Annotated in this window: 10 protein-coding genes and 1 CRISPR repeat array; of the genes, 1 reads left to right on the forward strand and 9 read right to left on the reverse strand. The window is 36.8% G+C overall.

The annotated features are described in order from the left end of the window. Positions 1-163: 163 nt before the first annotated feature. Positions 164-5,256: direct repeats of the CRISPR family, unit length 37 nt; unit sequence GTTTCAATCCCTCATAGGGATTACTAATAGTTGAAAC. A gap of 234 nt (positions 5,257-5,490) precedes the next feature. The 9 genes from cas2 to VB691_RS23030 form a co-directional block, all read right to left on the reverse strand. Further along, positions 5,491-5,763 carry a CRISPR-associated endonuclease Cas2 gene (gene cas2 / locus VB691_RS22990; RefSeq protein ID WP_323293863.1) on the reverse strand — a complete coding sequence of 91 codons (273 nt, stop codon included), beginning with the start codon at positions 5,761-5,763 and terminating at the stop codon, positions 5,491-5,493. 41 nt (positions 5,764-5,804) lie between these two features. Continuing rightward, positions 5,805-6,809: a type I-D CRISPR-associated endonuclease Cas1d gene (gene cas1d, locus VB691_RS22995; RefSeq protein WP_323293864.1), complete on the reverse strand. Its 1,005-nt coding sequence runs from the start codon at positions 6,807-6,809 to the stop codon at positions 5,805-5,807. A gap of 57 nt (positions 6,810-6,866) precedes the next feature. Then, positions 6,867-7,457: a CRISPR-associated protein Cas4 gene (gene cas4, locus VB691_RS23000; protein WP_323293872.1), complete on the reverse strand. Its 591-nt coding sequence runs from the start codon at positions 7,455-7,457 to the stop codon at positions 6,867-6,869. 66 nt (positions 7,458-7,523) lie between these two features. Next, on the reverse strand, positions 7,524-8,354 hold the full coding sequence (gene cas6 / locus VB691_RS23005) for a CRISPR-associated endoribonuclease Cas6 (protein WP_323293865.1): 831 nt from the start codon (positions 8,352-8,354) through the stop codon (positions 7,524-7,526). Between the two features lie 105 nt (positions 8,355-8,459). Beyond that, positions 8,460-8,720 (reverse strand): hypothetical protein, encoded by a 261-nt coding sequence (locus VB691_RS23010; protein WP_323293866.1) that lies wholly within the window; start codon positions 8,718-8,720, stop codon positions 8,460-8,462. Between the two features lie 19 nt (positions 8,721-8,739). After that, complete coding sequence (gene cas3, locus VB691_RS23015) at positions 8,740-11,061, reverse strand: type I-D CRISPR-associated helicase Cas3' (RefSeq protein WP_323293867.1); 2,322 nt, start codon at positions 11,059-11,061, stop codon at positions 8,740-8,742. Then, positions 11,054-11,830, reverse strand: coding sequence for a type I-D CRISPR-associated protein Cas5/Csc1 (cas5d, locus tag VB691_RS23020; RefSeq protein WP_323293868.1), 777 nt, complete (start codon positions 11,828-11,830; stop codon positions 11,054-11,056). Before cas5d ends, cas3 begins: the two co-directional genes overlap by 8 nt. Beyond that, complete coding sequence (gene cas7d / locus VB691_RS23025) at positions 11,830-12,870, reverse strand: type I-D CRISPR-associated protein Cas7/Csc2 (protein WP_323293869.1); 1,041 nt, start codon at positions 12,868-12,870, stop codon at positions 11,830-11,832. The genes cas5d and cas7d overlap by 1 nt, the downstream gene beginning before the upstream one ends. Before the next feature lie 3 nt (positions 12,871-12,873). Then, entirely contained in the window at positions 12,874-15,609 is a 2,736-nt protein-coding gene (locus VB691_RS23030) for a hypothetical protein (RefSeq protein WP_323293870.1), read from the reverse strand. 197 nt (positions 15,610-15,806) lie between these two features. On the opposite strand from VB691_RS23030, the gene VB691_RS23035 reads away from it, so the two are divergent. Then, positions 15,807-16,715, forward strand: a complete 909-nt coding sequence (locus VB691_RS23035) for a WYL domain-containing protein (RefSeq protein WP_323293871.1) — start codon at positions 15,807-15,809, stop codon at positions 16,713-16,715. Positions 16,716-16,880: the final 165 nt, after the last annotated feature.

Raw genomic sequence — 16,880 nt, forward strand, 5'->3', positions numbered from 1 at the left:
TTAGAATGGGAACGAGATTTGATTTTACGCTATAGATCACCGTTCAATAAGGAATCTTGGCAGTATTGGGGGCAACCATTTGGGAAGGATTGGAACGGAAGTTTTTAACAGTTTAATCCCTCATAGGAATTATGTTTTTGTTTTGAAGATATTGAATATTATCGTTTCAATCCCTCATAGGGATTCATAATAGTTGAAACCGTGAATTTCTTTAATTCTGATTGAGTCTACCATGTTTCAATCCCTCATAGGGATTACTAATAGTTGAAACATAAGGGATCACCCTGCATATTCAAATTGAATGTGTTTCAATCCCTCATAGGGATTACTAATAGTTGAAACTAACACCGTTTCAGTTTGTGCATTATTTAAGTCCTGTTTCAATCCCTCATAGGGATTACTAATAGTTGAAACATGGCTGATGTTTACAGAGATTACAATGGACTTGTTTCAATCCCTCATAGGGATTACTAATAGTTGAAACCGAAGAAGGCTTGTTGCTGTTTGTTTAGTTGTTGTGTTTCAATCCCTCATAGGGATTACTAATAGTTGAAACCTTGTCTTAGCCAAAAATCAGGAATAAGGCTGTGTTTCAATCCCTCATAGGGATTACTAATAGTTGAAACTCAAACTTAATGCCGCTAGGCATAACTCCTCTGCTGTTTCAATCCCTCATAGGGATTACTAATAGTTGAAACTTTATTACTTACCGTAAACGAAAATAATTTGGATATTTCTGTTTCAATCCCTCATAGGGATTACTAATAGTTGAAACTTGCATCCGTTTAATTTTTTTCGGTTGACTAAATTAAATTTGTTTCAATCCCTCATAGGGATTACTAATAGTTGAAACCTTATTCCTTTTAATTGACGAAACCAACTACTAAGAGAGTTTCAATCCCTCATAGGGATTACTAATAGTTGAAACGGAACTCATATTAGTTCTTTAAAAAATCAAGCGATGTTTCAATCCCTCATAGGGATTACTAATAGTTGAAACATTAACGAATTTCCTATTATTGTTCCTAGAGACTTGTTTCAATCCCTCATAGGGATTACTAATAGTTGAAACTAGATTTTTACAATCCCTTAGATAATTAAGTAGATGTTTCAATCCCTCATAGGGATTACTAATAGTTGAAACGAAACAATTCCAGCGATAGTATCAGATAAAGTGTTGTTTCAATCCCTCATAGGGATTACTAATAGTTGAAACAAGGCAAATAAGTATCAAGCCCAGGTAAAGAAAACCCGGCAGTTTCAATCCCTCATAGGGATTACTAATAGTTGAAACACCATTAAGGGGCGTGATCGTGCCATTGGTTAAGTTGTTTCAATCCCTCATAGGGATTACTAATAGTTGAAACTTGTTGTTCTAGCTCGTTCTGTCCCAAACCAATGTTTCAATCCCTCATAGGGATTACTAATAGTTGAAACATTATGTCAAACAACAACAACTATCAACCTCATTACCTTGGTTTCAATCCCTCATAGGGATTACTAATAGTTGAAACTCTGCTAACCGCCCTTGGGGGATGCTTGATTATGTCACCGTTTCAATCCCTCATAGGGATTACTAATAGTTGAAACGGAAAATTCTTGAACGTAGGATCGTTGCCAGCTTGTTTCAATCCCTCATAGGGATTACTAATAGTTGAAACGGGAACTGGGGAGAATGTAGGGAGCGTGCTAACTTCTGTTTCAATCCCTCATAGGGATTACTAATAGTTGAAACATTAAAGATATGTATGAGCAAGAAGGTAGAACCTACGTTTCAATCCCTCATAGGGATTACTAATAGTTGAAACCCCTCCTAGTAAGTGGGACATACCTACTACACAACCTTTGTTTCAATCCCTCATAGGGATTACTAATAGTTGAAACTTTGTCTTTTTTTATTTACCTTTATTCTATTCGTTTCAATCCCTCATAGGGATTACTAATAGTTGAAACTCTAATGGTGATTATTCTGACGTGATTAATAGTGTTTTGTTTCAATCCCTCATAGGGATTACTAATAGTTGAAACTTCCCCTATCACTGTGTCAAGCCGTATTGGTGGTTTGGGTTTCAATCCCTCATAGGGATTACTAATAGTTGAAACAAGGTTAAAGCAAGAGCCATAAGAACCAAAATCAATGTTTCAATCCCTCATAGGGATTACTAATAGTTGAAACCCCTATCACTGTATCAAGCCGTCTTGGTGGTTTGGGTTTCAATCCCTCATAGGGATTACTAATAGTTGAAACAATCCAGAAAATCTCGCCAAGGTGGAAGCCACCCCCGTTTCAATCCCTCATAGGGATTACTAATAGTTGAAACACCGATCATAATCAGCCCGGCTCATGGAAAATATCTCAAGTTTCAATCCCTCATAGGGATTACTAATAGTTGAAACTTTATATTCAAAATCCAAATCATGCCAGTAATCGTTTCAATCCCTCATAGGGATTACTAATAGTTGAAACAAAATTTGACTTAATTGATTTATTTTTTCTTGGGAGGATGTTTCAATCCCTCATAGGGATTACTAATAGTTGAAACAAAAAGACCCCTTAATCAGAGTGAAAAATTAATAACGTGTTTCAATCCCTCATAGGGATTACTAATAGTTGAAACCAGGAAATGCCCTACCCGTTCCTGTTAAGGCTCAAGTTTCAATCCCTCATAGGGATTACTAATAGTTGAAACTCATCGAATCCGAGAAAAAGTGGAAACTGGTAGGTTTCAATCCCTCATAGGGATTACTAATAGTTGAAACATGGTGATTATTCTGAAGTGATTAATAGTGTTTTGTTTCAATCCCTCATAGGGATTACTAATAGTTGAAACGAAGCTGACAAACTGGGTTTCAATAAACTATTTGTTTCAATCCCTCATAGGGATTACTAATAGTTGAAACATCAATACTCAAAGTTACTCGGAGCGGCCAAAGGAACGTTTCAATCCCTCATAGGGATTACTAATAGTTGAAACGCGATCGCTCTTAAAATTAGCTAGAATAGAAAGTTTCAATCCCTCATAGGGATTACTAATAGTTGAAACACAACTTATTAGATCAAGAGGGGTTGGTCGATTTAATTGGTTTCAATCCCTCATAGGGATTACTAATAGTTGAAACTTCTTGTTAAAATGGAACGCTTCATAATAAGTTTGGTTTCAATCCCTCATAGGGATTACTAATAGTTGAAACGAATTGATTGTTTTGGTTTTCAACCGTTGTCCCCGTTTCAATCCCTCATAGGGATTACTAATAGTTGAAACTTCTAGCATTAAGTTGATCCGCGATCGCCACTTTGCCCCTTGTTTCAATCCCTCATAGGGATTACTAATAGTTGAAACGCCCAGACTAGATTAAATATTGCCCAAAAAGCGGCTGAACGTTTCAATCCCTCATAGGGATTACTAATAGTTGAAACTTTAGTTACTTCAGTCTCGAAATCTTGGGCATTAGCAGCGTTTCAATCCCTCATAGGGATTACTAATAGTTGAAACCTAACATCACATATTGATTATCTTCGCTTTAATTTGTTTCAATCCCTCATAGGGATTACTAATAGTTGAAACCCCATAGGTAATACGGCCAAAGTGGTCATAGTCGAGTTTCAATCCCTCATAGGGATTACTAATAGTTGAAACCATTCTAAGCCAGCCTGAACTAAGTTCGGTCAGTGTTAGTTTCAATCCCTCATAGGGATTACTAATAGTTGAAACGCCCAATTAAAGCAACTTTTGGAAGATTCTTTGTTTCAATCCCTCATAGGGATTACTAATAGTTGAAACGGTAAATTATCTAAATCCCCGTAATCATTAGATGTGGCGTTTCAATCCCTCATAGGGATTACTAATAGTTGAAACACAATGGCTGAAGCTATAGCCGCTATCGAGAAAGAGCTTGTTTCAATCCCTCATAGGGATTACTAATAGTTGAAACGTGCTTTCCAGACTGCCCGAAGGGAGATTAAGCCAGGTTTCAATCCCTCATAGGGATTACTAATAGTTGAAACTCTAAATCAATATCTTGAGGTTGATATCCTGAATCTTTTGTTTCAATCCCTCATAGGGATTACTAATAGTTGAAACGCAAATTCTACAGTGGTTAAAGTGACCGTTCTTAGTTTCAATCCCTCATAGGGATTACTAATAGTTGAAACGAGCAAGACCAGGAGCCGGAAGACCGGCCACAGGGAGGTTTCAATCCCTCATAGGGATTACTAATAGTTGAAACCTGCTAAAGACTCATCTGTAATGGTTTCATAGTCTGTTTCAATCCCTCATAGGGATTACTAATAGTTGAAACAACCAGAATCATTAATCAAATCGGATGTATTTGTAGGGTTTCAATCCCTCATAGGGATTACTAATAGTTGAAACATCATGCTTCCGTCCTGATAGTTCACCAGCGTGAATAGGGTTTCAATCCCTCATAGGGATTACTAATAGTTGAAACGGTTGGACACCTGCGGCAATCAATCCGCACTCGTTTCAATCCCTCATAGGGATTACTAATAGTTGAAACGTTCGACTGCGATCGCCTACCCCCATAAAAATATCCTTGTTTCAATCCCTCATAGGGATTACTAATAGTTGAAACTCCTAGGTGATATAGTATGGCTAAACTGGGAAGCTGTTTCAATCCCTCATAGGGATTACTAATAGTTGAAACAAACGCTAACTGGTTAAGTCAACAGCTTTTCTGTGCTGTTTCAATCCCTCATAGGGATTACTAATAGTTGAAACTGCTTGGAATCATGGCGAATCTGTGCCAAATCATGGAGAGTTTCAATCCCTCATAGGGATTACTAATAGTTGAAACCATAGCTACACCAGACCCAGTACCATCTAATTTAGGCTTGTTTCAATCCCTCATAGGGATTACTAATAGTTGAAACAGTTACCCCACTATCTGAAAGCTTCTCAAGTAGGTTGTTTCAATCCCTCATAGGGATTACTAATAGTTGAAACTTCTCAGAGGATAAACCTAGCGAGGTTGATTTATTGTGGGGTTTCAATCCCTCATAGGGATTACTAATAGTTGAAACCGCTAAACAGGAACCAGTTGAATGGTACGTTATCGTTTCAATCCCTCATAGGGATTACTAATAGTTGAAACAGAACTGACCTTTAGGTTCCAAGCTTGCTGATTTTGTTTCAATCCCTCATAGGGATTACTAATAGTTGAAACGGCGTTAATCGTAGTTTAGTTAGCTCCCCTGAGTTGTTTCAATCCCTCATAGGGATTACTAATAGTTGAAACGGCGGTACTCTGAAAGCCATACATTATGCGGTTTTCAAGGTACGTTTGCGCCGCAGCCATTAAAAATTGGATTTGGCTTACCATCATCATAACACAAAATCGCTGAAACCCTTACTCTAACTGGTGCGCCGCAGGTTTAAAGAAGATAGGTACATCTAAGCTTTACCCCATCAGGGTTAGAGGTCGTTTTAGAAGTTCACTCATTTCTACACCTACCCTGGGGCGCAAAAAAGCTCAAACAACAAAAATGGTATTATCTCTGGGCATTTCCCCACCAATACGTTCAATTTTACCTTGGCAACACTGACAAAGGAAGTAAAAACGAATACTATCAGTGTCACCTTGAATTAATTTACTTAACCGATGCCTAAGTTTAGCATATTGAGTTTCGGTTAAGTCGCATTCAAAGATACTATACTGTACCCATTGACCATAAGACTTAAGAATACTATGAATCTTGGTACGGCGTTTGTCTTCAGAGATATCATAACTAACTAGAACAAACATGATATTAGTTAATAGTTGATAGTTGAGTTTAGAAACTAGAATTATTTCAGAACTAGCGGGGGGTATTTATCAGTTTCTCCCATTAGATATTTAGCCATTAATCGGGCTTGCCATTCAAAGGATTCTTGATAAGTACATTGTCTTTGAAAAACGGGATGTTTAAACTTTGATTGTTTCTTTTGTTCATAAAGTCGTAAAAAAGTTTTCAACCCGTCTTTATTAAGAGAAACCGCATTACTAATAGCTTCTTGGGTAAAATCATCGGGTTTCAGCAGTTCATGATTAATAGCATTGAGGACGACAGAATCAACCACTAAAGGACGAAATTCTTCCATCAAATCTAAAGCTAAAGAGGGACGACCATAACGTTCAACGTGCAAATAACCCAAGTAAGGATCAAAACCAACGATGTTAACAGCACTTTGGATATCATGACGTAATAGAGCATATCCTAAACTAAGTAAAGCATTCACTGGATCGGTGGGAGGGCGACGATTACGATGAGTAAATTGAAAGTTTTTATTAGTAATTAGTTGATTAAGACAACCAAAATAAGCCGCACTTCCGGCCCCTTCTAACCCTCTTAAAGAATTAATTGTGCTAGTTTGCTCAATGGGAGAGATAGTGTGTTCAATCGTCGTAATACTTTTAGTGAGGTCAAGATGTTCAAAATTTCGTTGACGACGCATGAGACTATTCCGGTAATTTTTAAGTTTACCTCTGACAAAAGCTTGAACTAAATGAATCGCTTTAGGAGATTCTCCTGCGGCTTGCCATTGAGCTTTTCTGACAAATATATTTTTAGTAACTTCTGGTTCAAGTCGTCCTAAATACCGTCCAGTTGCTGTTAGAAAAGTCAAAGGAATATGACGAGAGAGCATTTCTGTTATTACGGCGGGCGAAACCGTTGCTCGTCCTAAAACAACAACTCCATCGACTTTTAGTAAGGGAACATCTAAAAGCTTTTGTTTGTCAGATTTAACAACTAAGCGTTCATCAGTTTTGCCAATAAAAGCATCTTCCTGTGTAATGTAAGCAGTACCCATTTTAGTTAATAGTTGATAGTTGATAGTTGATAGAGAATTTGAAAGGGTCTTAAAGCATTAAGATTCTCGGTAACTTTTCACTTTTTTGACAGATTGGGGAAGACAATGATTGTGAAGACTACATCCTTGACATCGTTTTGTATAATTAGCTTGGGGCATTTTTCCTGTTTTCATCATAGTTTGAATAGCGTTAATGGTAGTAATGGCTTGTTGTCGTAAAGATTGAGAAAGTGGAACTAATTGACGTTGATGAGAATGAGCATAGTAAATATATCCTGTGTTAATAGATTGTCCTGTCATTTCTTCTAAACAAAGAGCTTGAGCGCACACTTGTAATTCATCATTGTCCCATTCTCCTTTTTTCCCTCGTTTATATTCAATTGGATAAAGTTGACCATCAATTTCCTCAATTAAGTCTGATTTACCAATGAGTTGATAACGTTCTGACTTAAGCCAAATTGCCCGAATTTGATAAGTGTTTCCTCGATTTTCTTCACTGTTTGTATGAACTCGTTCATGTAAAGTGGTTCCTTCAATGGTATATTGATTATCAATGAATTCTGAAGCACAAAACATGAGCCAACAACGGTGAGGGCAATAAGCATAATGATTGAGAGAAGCAATAGGAATATACTCAGTCATGGTAATTAATAGTTGATAGTTAATAGTTTATAAATTGAATTCTGAGGATTTGGGTTAAATAAATAAAGCACTTTAAGAAGAATAATTAATAATTCGTCTACTCATTCCCATACCCATAGTTGTTTTGCGTCCAATTCCACAATAAAGAGCATAATCAGCCAAGACATTAAAGTGTTTAATCTGTAGGGGGTCAACCTCTCCTAATAATCGATATTCAATATCTCCAACACAACCAATAAACTTACTACGAGAGTCAATAACCATTTCAGTTTTGATTTTAAAAAAACTAGGGAATAAACTATCAATTGTCATGTCAGAAATTTTGATAGGACTGTATTTATTCCATCGTGTTAAGAGACTTTTAAACACAGATTCAGCAGTGGGAAGGGCAGTATCATGTTTTCCTTGACGAAAGGCCGTAGGAGTGGCAAAAGTTAATTTAAAAGTACGTTCTGTTTCTGATGCTTGTTCATATAATTGTTGGTAAGGACAGGCATTTGCCCAAGGTTGATTAGATTGAGGCGTTCCCAGGATGCTAGTGATCTGTAAATCGGCTGAACCGAGATACCAAGGTTGATTAGAGTTAAGATTAAGCCATAATTGAGTTAATTTACTAAACAGTGTGTCATCAAGCAAAGAAACCCGAAACCAACAAAAAGTACCAGGGGAAATTGATTTATGATGAGTCCATTTAAGATTGTGATAATTAGCATTTTTTTCCATAATTTGTAAGGGAGAAAGACTAAAAGCTTTGTCTGATTGGGAGTGGTGTAATGTGTTTCCTAATTGTTGATCAACATGACTAACTAAAGTCAGGAAAAGTGCGTGTATGTGTCGCCCATTGAGGTAATTAGGCGAGATGGGTGAAACGGGTGTGAGATTAATTACTAGACTGTGAGGCATAATAGTTAATAGTTAGCAAAAAGCCAAATAATGCTCATAAAAAATCAAGTCTCAAAAAATTCTCTAAAGTTAGAGAATTAATTTTGTTTGAAAAGTTTCCTGATATTAATGATAAGATAACTCAGGTTCATTACAATTAGGATTAACCCCTGCTAAACAAATCACATCAACCATTGGTTTATTAGGAACAATTAACCCTTTGACACAATCATGTGCGCCGTAGTAATCTCGATCATTAACATTTAGTTGCATGGTTTTTTTTTCAACAATGCTAACATCGTTGTATCCCCCTTCATAACCGCTTATAACAACGGGAGTATTGGGATCATATTGGGATAAGTTTTCAATTAATTCTTGGATATTCATGATTAATCGTTTATACTTACTAAACAATATAGAAATCTTCATTGTCTGGACAACGTAAAGCAAATCCGGCTTGCGCGATCGCCAAAATTCCTGATAAACTAGGGAACATTTGATACTCTTTAGGTTTGGGTGATGCGTAATCTGAAACTTGTATGGGATAACAGTCTAAACCCTGTTTTTTAAGTTTAGCGATCGCCCATTTGTTTTTACCATGTTCATTAACAATAACACCAGGAATTAGTGTTTTTTGAAGTGCTTTTTGTAAAGATGAAGGAAAATTAGTAGGACGGATACTTCCAGCTTGCATTCGTTTAATTTGCAAATTTTTAAACGCATACAGTTTTGCTAAACAAGTATTATTGAATTGTTCTAAGTCTTCAACTGTCAAAGAGAATGTTAAATTATAAGGAATTTTTGCTCTTGCAGTTAATTCAATTGTATCGCCATCAGTTTCAAATTCTAAATATCGCAATAAATGAATAGGATCGAGATTCGTTTCTCCCACTTCATCTAAAAGAAGGTATTGAGGATCATAAATTTTTACATTGTCAAATAAGCTATCTCGAAAACGAAACAAAGGAGAATAAATCGTTTTCCAAAGATTGGCAAATTCTTGAATTTCTACGGCGGCTGATTCATTCTTTTTAATGTCATCTTCTAGTTCTTCTATTGTGTAAGTATTATTGTTGAGTTCATCAAATAAATCTGGGTAATTACATTCGAGAAATTTTTTAAGGAATAGTTTACGAGTAAATGAACTCTGCTCAAATAAAGTTCTGACAAAAGACCATTCATTCCGTTTTTGAGGTTTTAAATCAGCTAAGGCAAGTTTTTCAGCAACTATTATCGTCAGCATTCGGAATTTATAGTAATTCCAAGCTCGATTATTTCCTAATATTTTTTGAAGATTGTGATATAAATCATTAATTAGAGATTCTTGTTCTAAATTGTGTAAATAATTTTCAAGTTCGATTAAAGGTCTAGCAATTTCTAAAAAAGCTTCTGACTTCCAATAAACTTCTAAAAAAGGACGTTTCATACAGTCTAAACTTTCTAAGATCTGCGTTAATTCTTTTCGTCCTCCAGAAGTATCTAATTTATTAATTCCTTGTTCCCATGCTTTTTCAGGTAAATAAGCGATCACCTCAGAAATAATATTAGTTTCTTGTTTCCCCAAAACTCTCCCAACTCGTCCAATTCTTTGCCAAAAAGAGAAACGATCACGGGTAGAAAAAATCAACCAATCTAGATTTTGTCGAGTCGGTTCTGGTATTTTCTTAAAGTTAAACCCAACATCAACCGTACTGGTAGCTAAAATTACTTGTTTTTGAGCAGCAATTTGACGTTGCTCACTGGGAGTATTCCCAATAATACGCCCAATTTTATATTCTAAACCCTTAGCACGAAGTCGATCATAAATTCGGTTGAGTGTATCTTTTGAGTCCAGAATAACTGCCCCATTTTGATCGGGATATTGTTCTAATTTCAGACTAATCTCTTGAACAATCTCGGAAATTAGTTGTTCTTTCTCATCTGGTAAAGAGCGAATAGTGAGATTAACTTTTGTTTGAGAAGGGATTAAGTTTTGACTGTATTCTTTCCCATCAATACGCTTAATCTTAACTCCTGATTGCATTAACGTTTCTAAAGCTGCATCACAAGCAGGTTCAGGAGTTGCTGTCAGTAAGATAATTTTTCGATTATAATTAAAATAACCAAAAACCTGAGATAAAGCCATATAGAAAAATAAACTTACCAGTTGTTTTGAATCGTACAAGTGAAATTCATCAAAAATCACTGTGGAAAAACTACTATAAAATTCACTAGCAATATTACTTTTATCCAGTCGATTATAAGCAAAGAATGTTGCATAGTAGAAAATATCAGGATTAGTTACCAATAAAATAGGTTGGTCTTTACATTTTGGAAAGATTGTCGCAGGTTCACGCAATACATTATAAAGTTTTTCCCCTGAACGCTTACCTACTTTTTCGTTTGACCAGTCTTTTATATGTCTTGCAGATGCAGCTTTGACAATATGAGGTAAACCTGCTGTTTTTACAAATTCTTCTGCTGCTTTCGTTTGCTGTTCAATAAGTGCATTTGTTGGAGCGATATAGACAGCATTTCGATTAGGATTATGTTTTAAAACACTTAATCCTGCTTTAGTTTTTCCAGTTCCTGTGGGAGCAAGATCAAGAATAATATCATTAGTCTTTGCGGCTTCATAAACATCGACTTGATGTTGTAAAGCTTGATCCATAAAGTTTAATTCAGAAGGGATATCAGGACAAGCAGCAATACTAGCCGATTCGAGAGTAATTTGAAGTTGATTAACCATTACGTCCACCACAAAATTGAAGATTAGCTGGAACAGTAAAATCTCCTATTTTCCACGCTTCTCCGTGAAATTGAAGATTTTTTAGTAAGGAGACTGGGGGAATAGAGATGACATCAAATCCGAGTAATTGAAGATTAGAGGGAAGATCTGCGGCACTAAGATAGGTATTACAGGAATGATTGCCAATCGGTAGAGATTTAACCTCAAATTCCTGTATGATATCGACCCGAACTTTACTCATAAATTTACCGACACGGATATATTCAGACAGTTCACGTTTGCCAAATACTAAGGTTTGAAATCTGTTATTTCTTTCAATGACTCGTAACCGTCCCGTTTGCGGAAAATTACTAGGACGAAAGGTACTGGGTTTTTTCCCACTCCGAACAATTGATAAGTCTTCCCGTGCCGTAGCAACCCGATTATTGGTCATAGCATACCAATAAGCATCAGAAAGACCGTTAAACCGTTCAAATCGAAAAGATACCCCCTCATTAACCGGCCAAGCAGGGAGAATATAACAGTCTCCATTGAGAGGAGTCAGATCCTCAATATATTTAGGTCTGTTGGTGTCTTTTCCTGTCAAGCGATAAGGCGATCGCGCCCAAGAAAAGGCATAAGCAAGGGCATAATTGCCGATTGTTCCTTCAGTGTAATAAGTGTCTGACAATTCCCGTGAGGCAAAAAAGACAGGTTCAGCCAACCACAATTCTATTAATTTGGCTGTTGTGATAGATGGTTTTTTTTCTAACGTCACTGGCTGTTTCATTATTCTTCTTCCTCAGCTTTTTCTTGCTGTTTTTTGGACGATTTACCCCGTCCTTTTTTGGCAGATGTGTTGTCAGGTATCTTCCGATATTCAGCGTAAGAAGCATCAAGACGTTTTAGGAAAGTTTGTTGTTGAGTCAGTGACCAATTTTCATCAATATCAGTCAGTAAATCTTCAATTTCGCTATCAGAAAGTTGTAAAGAAATTCCTCGCTTATTTGTCCAATTAGCAATAATGTCTTTCGTCCCCGCTATTAAGGGGTCAGTTTTCAAAGGATGGTCTAATTCGATATTTTCAGCTTTTAATTTATCGTAAACCCCTTGAACTAATTCGAGAGAACTAGGTAGTTCAGCCATTCCCCCAAATAGGCCTAAAAGTTGGTTATCCATTCGCCCAACACGACTAGAAACTGCACCGTAACGAGTAGTTAGTAAAATATTCCCAATGGCATACCTTAACTCATCAGCAGTGACATCTTTAAGGGTGACAATATCAAGAAAATGTACCCCTGGTTTAATATATTCGCTGGTATTAAGCGCAGTTGATGGCTTTCCTTCTTCATCTCGCATTGTGCCATTTTCATAAATAGCGTTAATTGTGCGATCACCTATCAGTTCTGTAGAAGGTAAAATACTAAAGGCATCTTCTGTCCAAACTCGACTTTTTTGTGCGCCTTCTCCTCCAGCAGCAAAACCATAGAGAAAACAATCAACGCACATTTCACAAGGCGCATTAGTATTAAGAGAACAAACTTTACCATTTTTAGCCGTATAAAGCAGTTCATTTGATCGTAAAAATTCACGTCCCCGTCGTCTTTCAGGAGCAATTTGTTTACGTTTAGTCATCACTAAGCGAGGAATAATAGTTATGTCTTCAATTCCGGCTTGAACTGATTCACTGCACATCGGTTCTCCTGTCCCTTCAGTGCGGAAAATAGTTTCAGATTGAGTTGTTCTTAAAACCACTAAACCAATAGTGCGACCTTTTGGAAAATTTTCGTATTTGGTAGCTAGAAAAGGTGTTAATTTTTGGATAGACATGAGTTAATTTTCCTTGTTATTTTCAGATGTTTGTTCAGATTGCGCTTGGTTACTTTCAGATTTTGCTTTAAGTTCTTGACGAGCTTCTTGTAAGAAGAACAGATAAGCAGCTTCTAAGGTTTTTCTATCGGATAGTAACTTTTCAGGACGGGTATTATAAACTTGGTCAAACAGTTGGCGTAAAACTTCGTAAAATTGTTTAACTTGTTCAAGTTTCGTAGCACCAACTCCATGTTCACGAATCCGATCTAATCTGGTGTGATATTGTTGCACTAGGGAAGCAAAAATCGTATCCCAATCCAAATGAGATTTACGAGAACGCACCGCTTTAATAAATTCTGAAAAAGGTTCAGTTTGGGCAGTACGACGGAAAGAACTACCTCGTAATTTGCCTGTTTCAGCAATCAAAGCAGCTTGTTTGAGATAATGTGAAACAAGTTCATGTTCTTCTGACATAAGACTCCTTAATAGTTGGTTTAAAGGTTCTTTAACGCGATTCCAAATGGCTTCTAAATTGGGATCGTCCTGTTCTCGAAGCAGCCATCTTAAAAGAACAAAATAAAGGTCAAGAGGCCGTTGAACAGCCCTAGCTAGGTCATATAAGCAATCATCTTTTTTAGATAAACTAGCGACAGAAATTGCCAATTTCCCAATACAACGTAATCGTTCTAAAACTTCTTCGGCTGTTAAAACCTCCTCTTGTTGTTTTTGAGTAAGTTGTCCTTGACGGGAATATTGCCCATTACCTAATAGGGGTTGTAAGGCAGAAGGAATCCCCTCCACTCGCCCAAAAACATCCCATTGGGGCTTGATTTCTAAATTTCCTCCTAAGACAAAAGGAAATCCCAAATCAGAGGCGAGGGCAAGTTCTAAGGCAAGTCGTAGAGATTTGAGTAAAGCTAGAGAACTGTTAACATCTCCCCAAACAAGCGGAATAATAATGCTAGATTGAATAAAATCGGGACGTTTGGGTAAAGCAGCACCGACAACTTTATTTGCTTTAAAGGCGATCCCATTATCACGATATAGTTGTAACTCATCAACGGTCACCGTTCCGCCATCTGGATTTAGACTAGATTTTTCTTGAAGCCATTTTTGCCAGATATTTCGTAACTCTGGACTTGAGCCTTGAGGCAATGCAAAATGAAGATATAAGGGATCTTGTTTACTTGATTTAGGAAAATTAGCCCCCACTGCTAATAGTTGATAACTCAAAGAGGCTAAATTATCCCCTCGTCTTTTAGGTTCAGCACTCATCCCTCCTGGAAGACGATTAGAAAAGGATTGTACCTTAGTTCCAGGCGGCATTTGATTAGAAATTAACTCACTAACTTGAAGTGATGTTGTTCCTAAAGAACAACGTTGGCGAGGATTTGCTTCAATATAAGCAGTTAATTGATTAAACCCTTGCCAGTTAATAGATGTGGGAAAGTTCAATAAACATCGAACAGAATTAATTAATTCTTCTGATACCTCTGTTTCTTCAGTTTGTCGAAGTTCAAAAGAATTTTGCAGAGCAGCTTGTATCCCTTCCATCCCTTTTATTTTTGCCACCTGTACAGCAAATAAACACCGTCCATATTGAGCATTAAAAGCTTCTAATGCGCTTCTTTGCTCAGGAGAAATCCCAACATATTCGGCAATTCTATCCCAGGCTAGGGACGGGATTAATTCTGCTTCTCTATAACTTAAATATGCGGCTTTCATTCCTTCAGAAAGGGCAAATTCTTCAGCATTCTTTACCGGATACAAACCTAGTTTAGTTGCTATTTCAAGAGCTTTCTCTCCTGCATCTTCGCCATACTTCTTAATATCTTGAGCTAGTTTATCAGCTTTGTAACTGTTGAACTTTTTGACTAAAAGTTTATCAACAGCCTCAATTGAGCCATCAGGGTTTTGTTGAATTGCTTGAGCATTAACTTTAATGCCATCTTTAGTCGCTTGAACTAATTGTTCAACATTACTTCCAAAAACTTTATCTATCTTTTTTTGCCATTTTCTAGCTATTTCAGTAGATAAATCTTGTTCAGGAAACTTTTCTCCTAAGAAAATTTGGCCATTAGGATTAATCTCCAGAGTATGTAAATTATAAGTATGTAAAACTTCTTCACAAGCACTCAGTAATAAAGAGGTTAAATAGCCTCGATCTTCTGAAAGAGTAACTTCAAATAACTGAGTATTTCGACTTAAGACAACCGTTAATTCATTTTCAACTTTACGAAGGCGTTGTTTTTTATCAATACCAAGGTCAAATAAATCTGCACCGATCAGCATTGCCGCCCAACGTTTAATATTAGGATCTTCAGGTAAAAAGCGCATTCCATCACTGGCATTATGTCCTGAATGTCGTTCAATTAAGCGACGTACCAGTTCTAAATCTTCATCAGTTTTGACTAATTCACTAACACCTGCACGTTCTAACTGTTCTTGCAGAAAAGCTTGATCACGTGCCAATTTTTTCACATTTCGTTTATCATCTTTATCCGTCAATTTATTTAAGTCATGAACGGCTGTTGCCGCCAGAATTAAACCTCGTTTTTCTTCTGGGACTTTTGCTATTTTACTTAAGGTTAATACAAATTGACAGGCAGAATCTAAGTGTTCTGCAAGAGTCCGTCCTGTTCGTGAACCATGTTGAGTATGATTTCCATGTAACTCAAATAATTTAGGGCGAATTTCCCTAAAATATCGCTCATCAAGAGTTTTTATCGGATGATTATAGATCCCGATCCTCGACATATTTATTTCCTGATTTTTTAAGATTTATGAGATGAGGTATATGGTCAAAATAAGCATTTTTCGTCATTAATCCCTATGAGGGATTGGCCACAAAGGTAACAACCTGGTTTTGTAAGCTCTAGCTTAGTCATTTCATATTCACTTAGATTGTGTACGTTACTTACTTGTTAATCCCATTATGATCCCTCACAATAGAAATGTCACCCCCTAATACTGACTTATTTCAAAAAAGTGAACGTACAAATATGGGACGAAAAGGACAATCGATCACACTCTCACTATTAGAACGAGACAAAAAGCAGTTAGAAGCGTTAGCGGCTGAATATGGAATGACTTGGGGAGAAAAGCCCAATATTTCCCGATTATTGAAAGCAATCGCCCAAGGAAAATTACGCATTGCCCCAAACCATGATTGGACATCAGAGCGAATAAAAGCCTTAGATACTGCTAGAAAAGCCTTGGTTGATGCCGGAAAAATGGAAGAAGCCATTGAGATAGCTAAACTCCTGCAAGAGCGTAGTGAGTTAACCATTCCCTTTCAACAGGAAATCGATAACTTTTTAGAGACTCCTAAACCAGCTTGGCAAGGGAAAATAGATGATTTTATCCATCGTCAACAACCGTTTCGCCTAACATACCAAGATGCAAGGGAAATCAACTGGCAATTTACAGTCAGATTTGCTCAGATTCAATTCATCGAGAAAAGACAGTATTTAGTCTGTCGCACTGATGAATCAGAAGGAAATCAAGATCTACAAGAATTATCCCATAATTGGACATTGAGATTAGATAGAATTCAAGATGCCACCGTTACCGCAATTGACACACCTTGGTTAAATGATTTAGAACGTATTGAAGTGTCCTTTGAGTTAAGGGGAGGACTGGTGTTTGCTTATCGTAGCAAGCCTCATGACTTAAAGATAGAAGATATTGAGGATACACCATCAAGACGACGAGTGACGAGAAGTATTTTTAATACCTTTTGGTTTTTTCGTGAAATTGCTGCTTATTATGGGGATTGTGTGATTGTAAAACCCGAAAATGTGCGTTCTCTTTATCTTGAAAAGGTTAGATCTTTATTTGAACAATATCAAAAAAATGGTTAACAAAAGACTATTAATCCAAAGAATAAAAATCCTCAATAAACCCCTTTAACGTTGCTTTCTGCTCTGGCCTTAAACTGCCATCATTATTGAGATTATCAAATAAGTCAGCATTAAGCTGTTAAGCATTCAAATTTCTAGAGCGATCTAAGCCCGTCAAGGGTTTCA

The sequence above is a fragment of the Crocosphaera sp. XPORK-15E genome (genome assembly GCF_034931425.1).
Classification (GTDB): Bacteria; Cyanobacteriota; Cyanobacteriia; order Cyanobacteriales; family Microcystaceae; genus UHCC-0190.

Excerpts from the sequence above, each read along its gene's own strand:
- cas2 (WP_323293863.1), bottom strand. The coding sequence starts at position 5,763 with ATGTTTGTTCTAGTTAGTTATGATATCTCTGAAGACAAACGCCGTACC.
- cas1d (WP_323293864.1), bottom strand. The coding sequence starts at position 6,809 with ATGGGTACTGCTTACATTACACAGGAAGATGCTTTTATTGGCAAAACT.
- cas6 (WP_323293865.1), bottom strand. The coding sequence starts at position 8,354 with ATGCCTCACAGTCTAGTAATTAATCTCACACCCGTTTCACCCATCTCG.
- VB691_RS23010 (WP_323293866.1), bottom strand. The coding sequence starts at position 8,720 with ATGAATATCCAAGAATTAATTGAAAACTTATCCCAATATGATCCCAAT.
- cas3 (WP_323293867.1), bottom strand. The coding sequence starts at position 11,061 with ATGGTTAATCAACTTCAAATTACTCTCGAATCGGCTAGTATTGCTGCT.
- cas5d (WP_323293868.1), bottom strand. The coding sequence starts at position 11,830 with ATGAAACAGCCAGTGACGTTAGAAAAAAAACCATCTATCACAACAGCC.
- cas7d (WP_323293869.1), bottom strand. The coding sequence starts at position 12,870 with ATGTCTATCCAAAAATTAACACCTTTTCTAGCTACCAAATACGAAAAT.
- VB691_RS23030 (WP_323293870.1), bottom strand. The coding sequence starts at position 15,609 with ATGTCGAGGATCGGGATCTATAATCATCCGATAAAAACTCTTGATGAG.
- VB691_RS23035 (WP_323293871.1), top strand. The coding sequence starts at position 15,807 with ATGTCACCCCCTAATACTGACTTATTTCAAAAAAGTGAACGTACAAAT.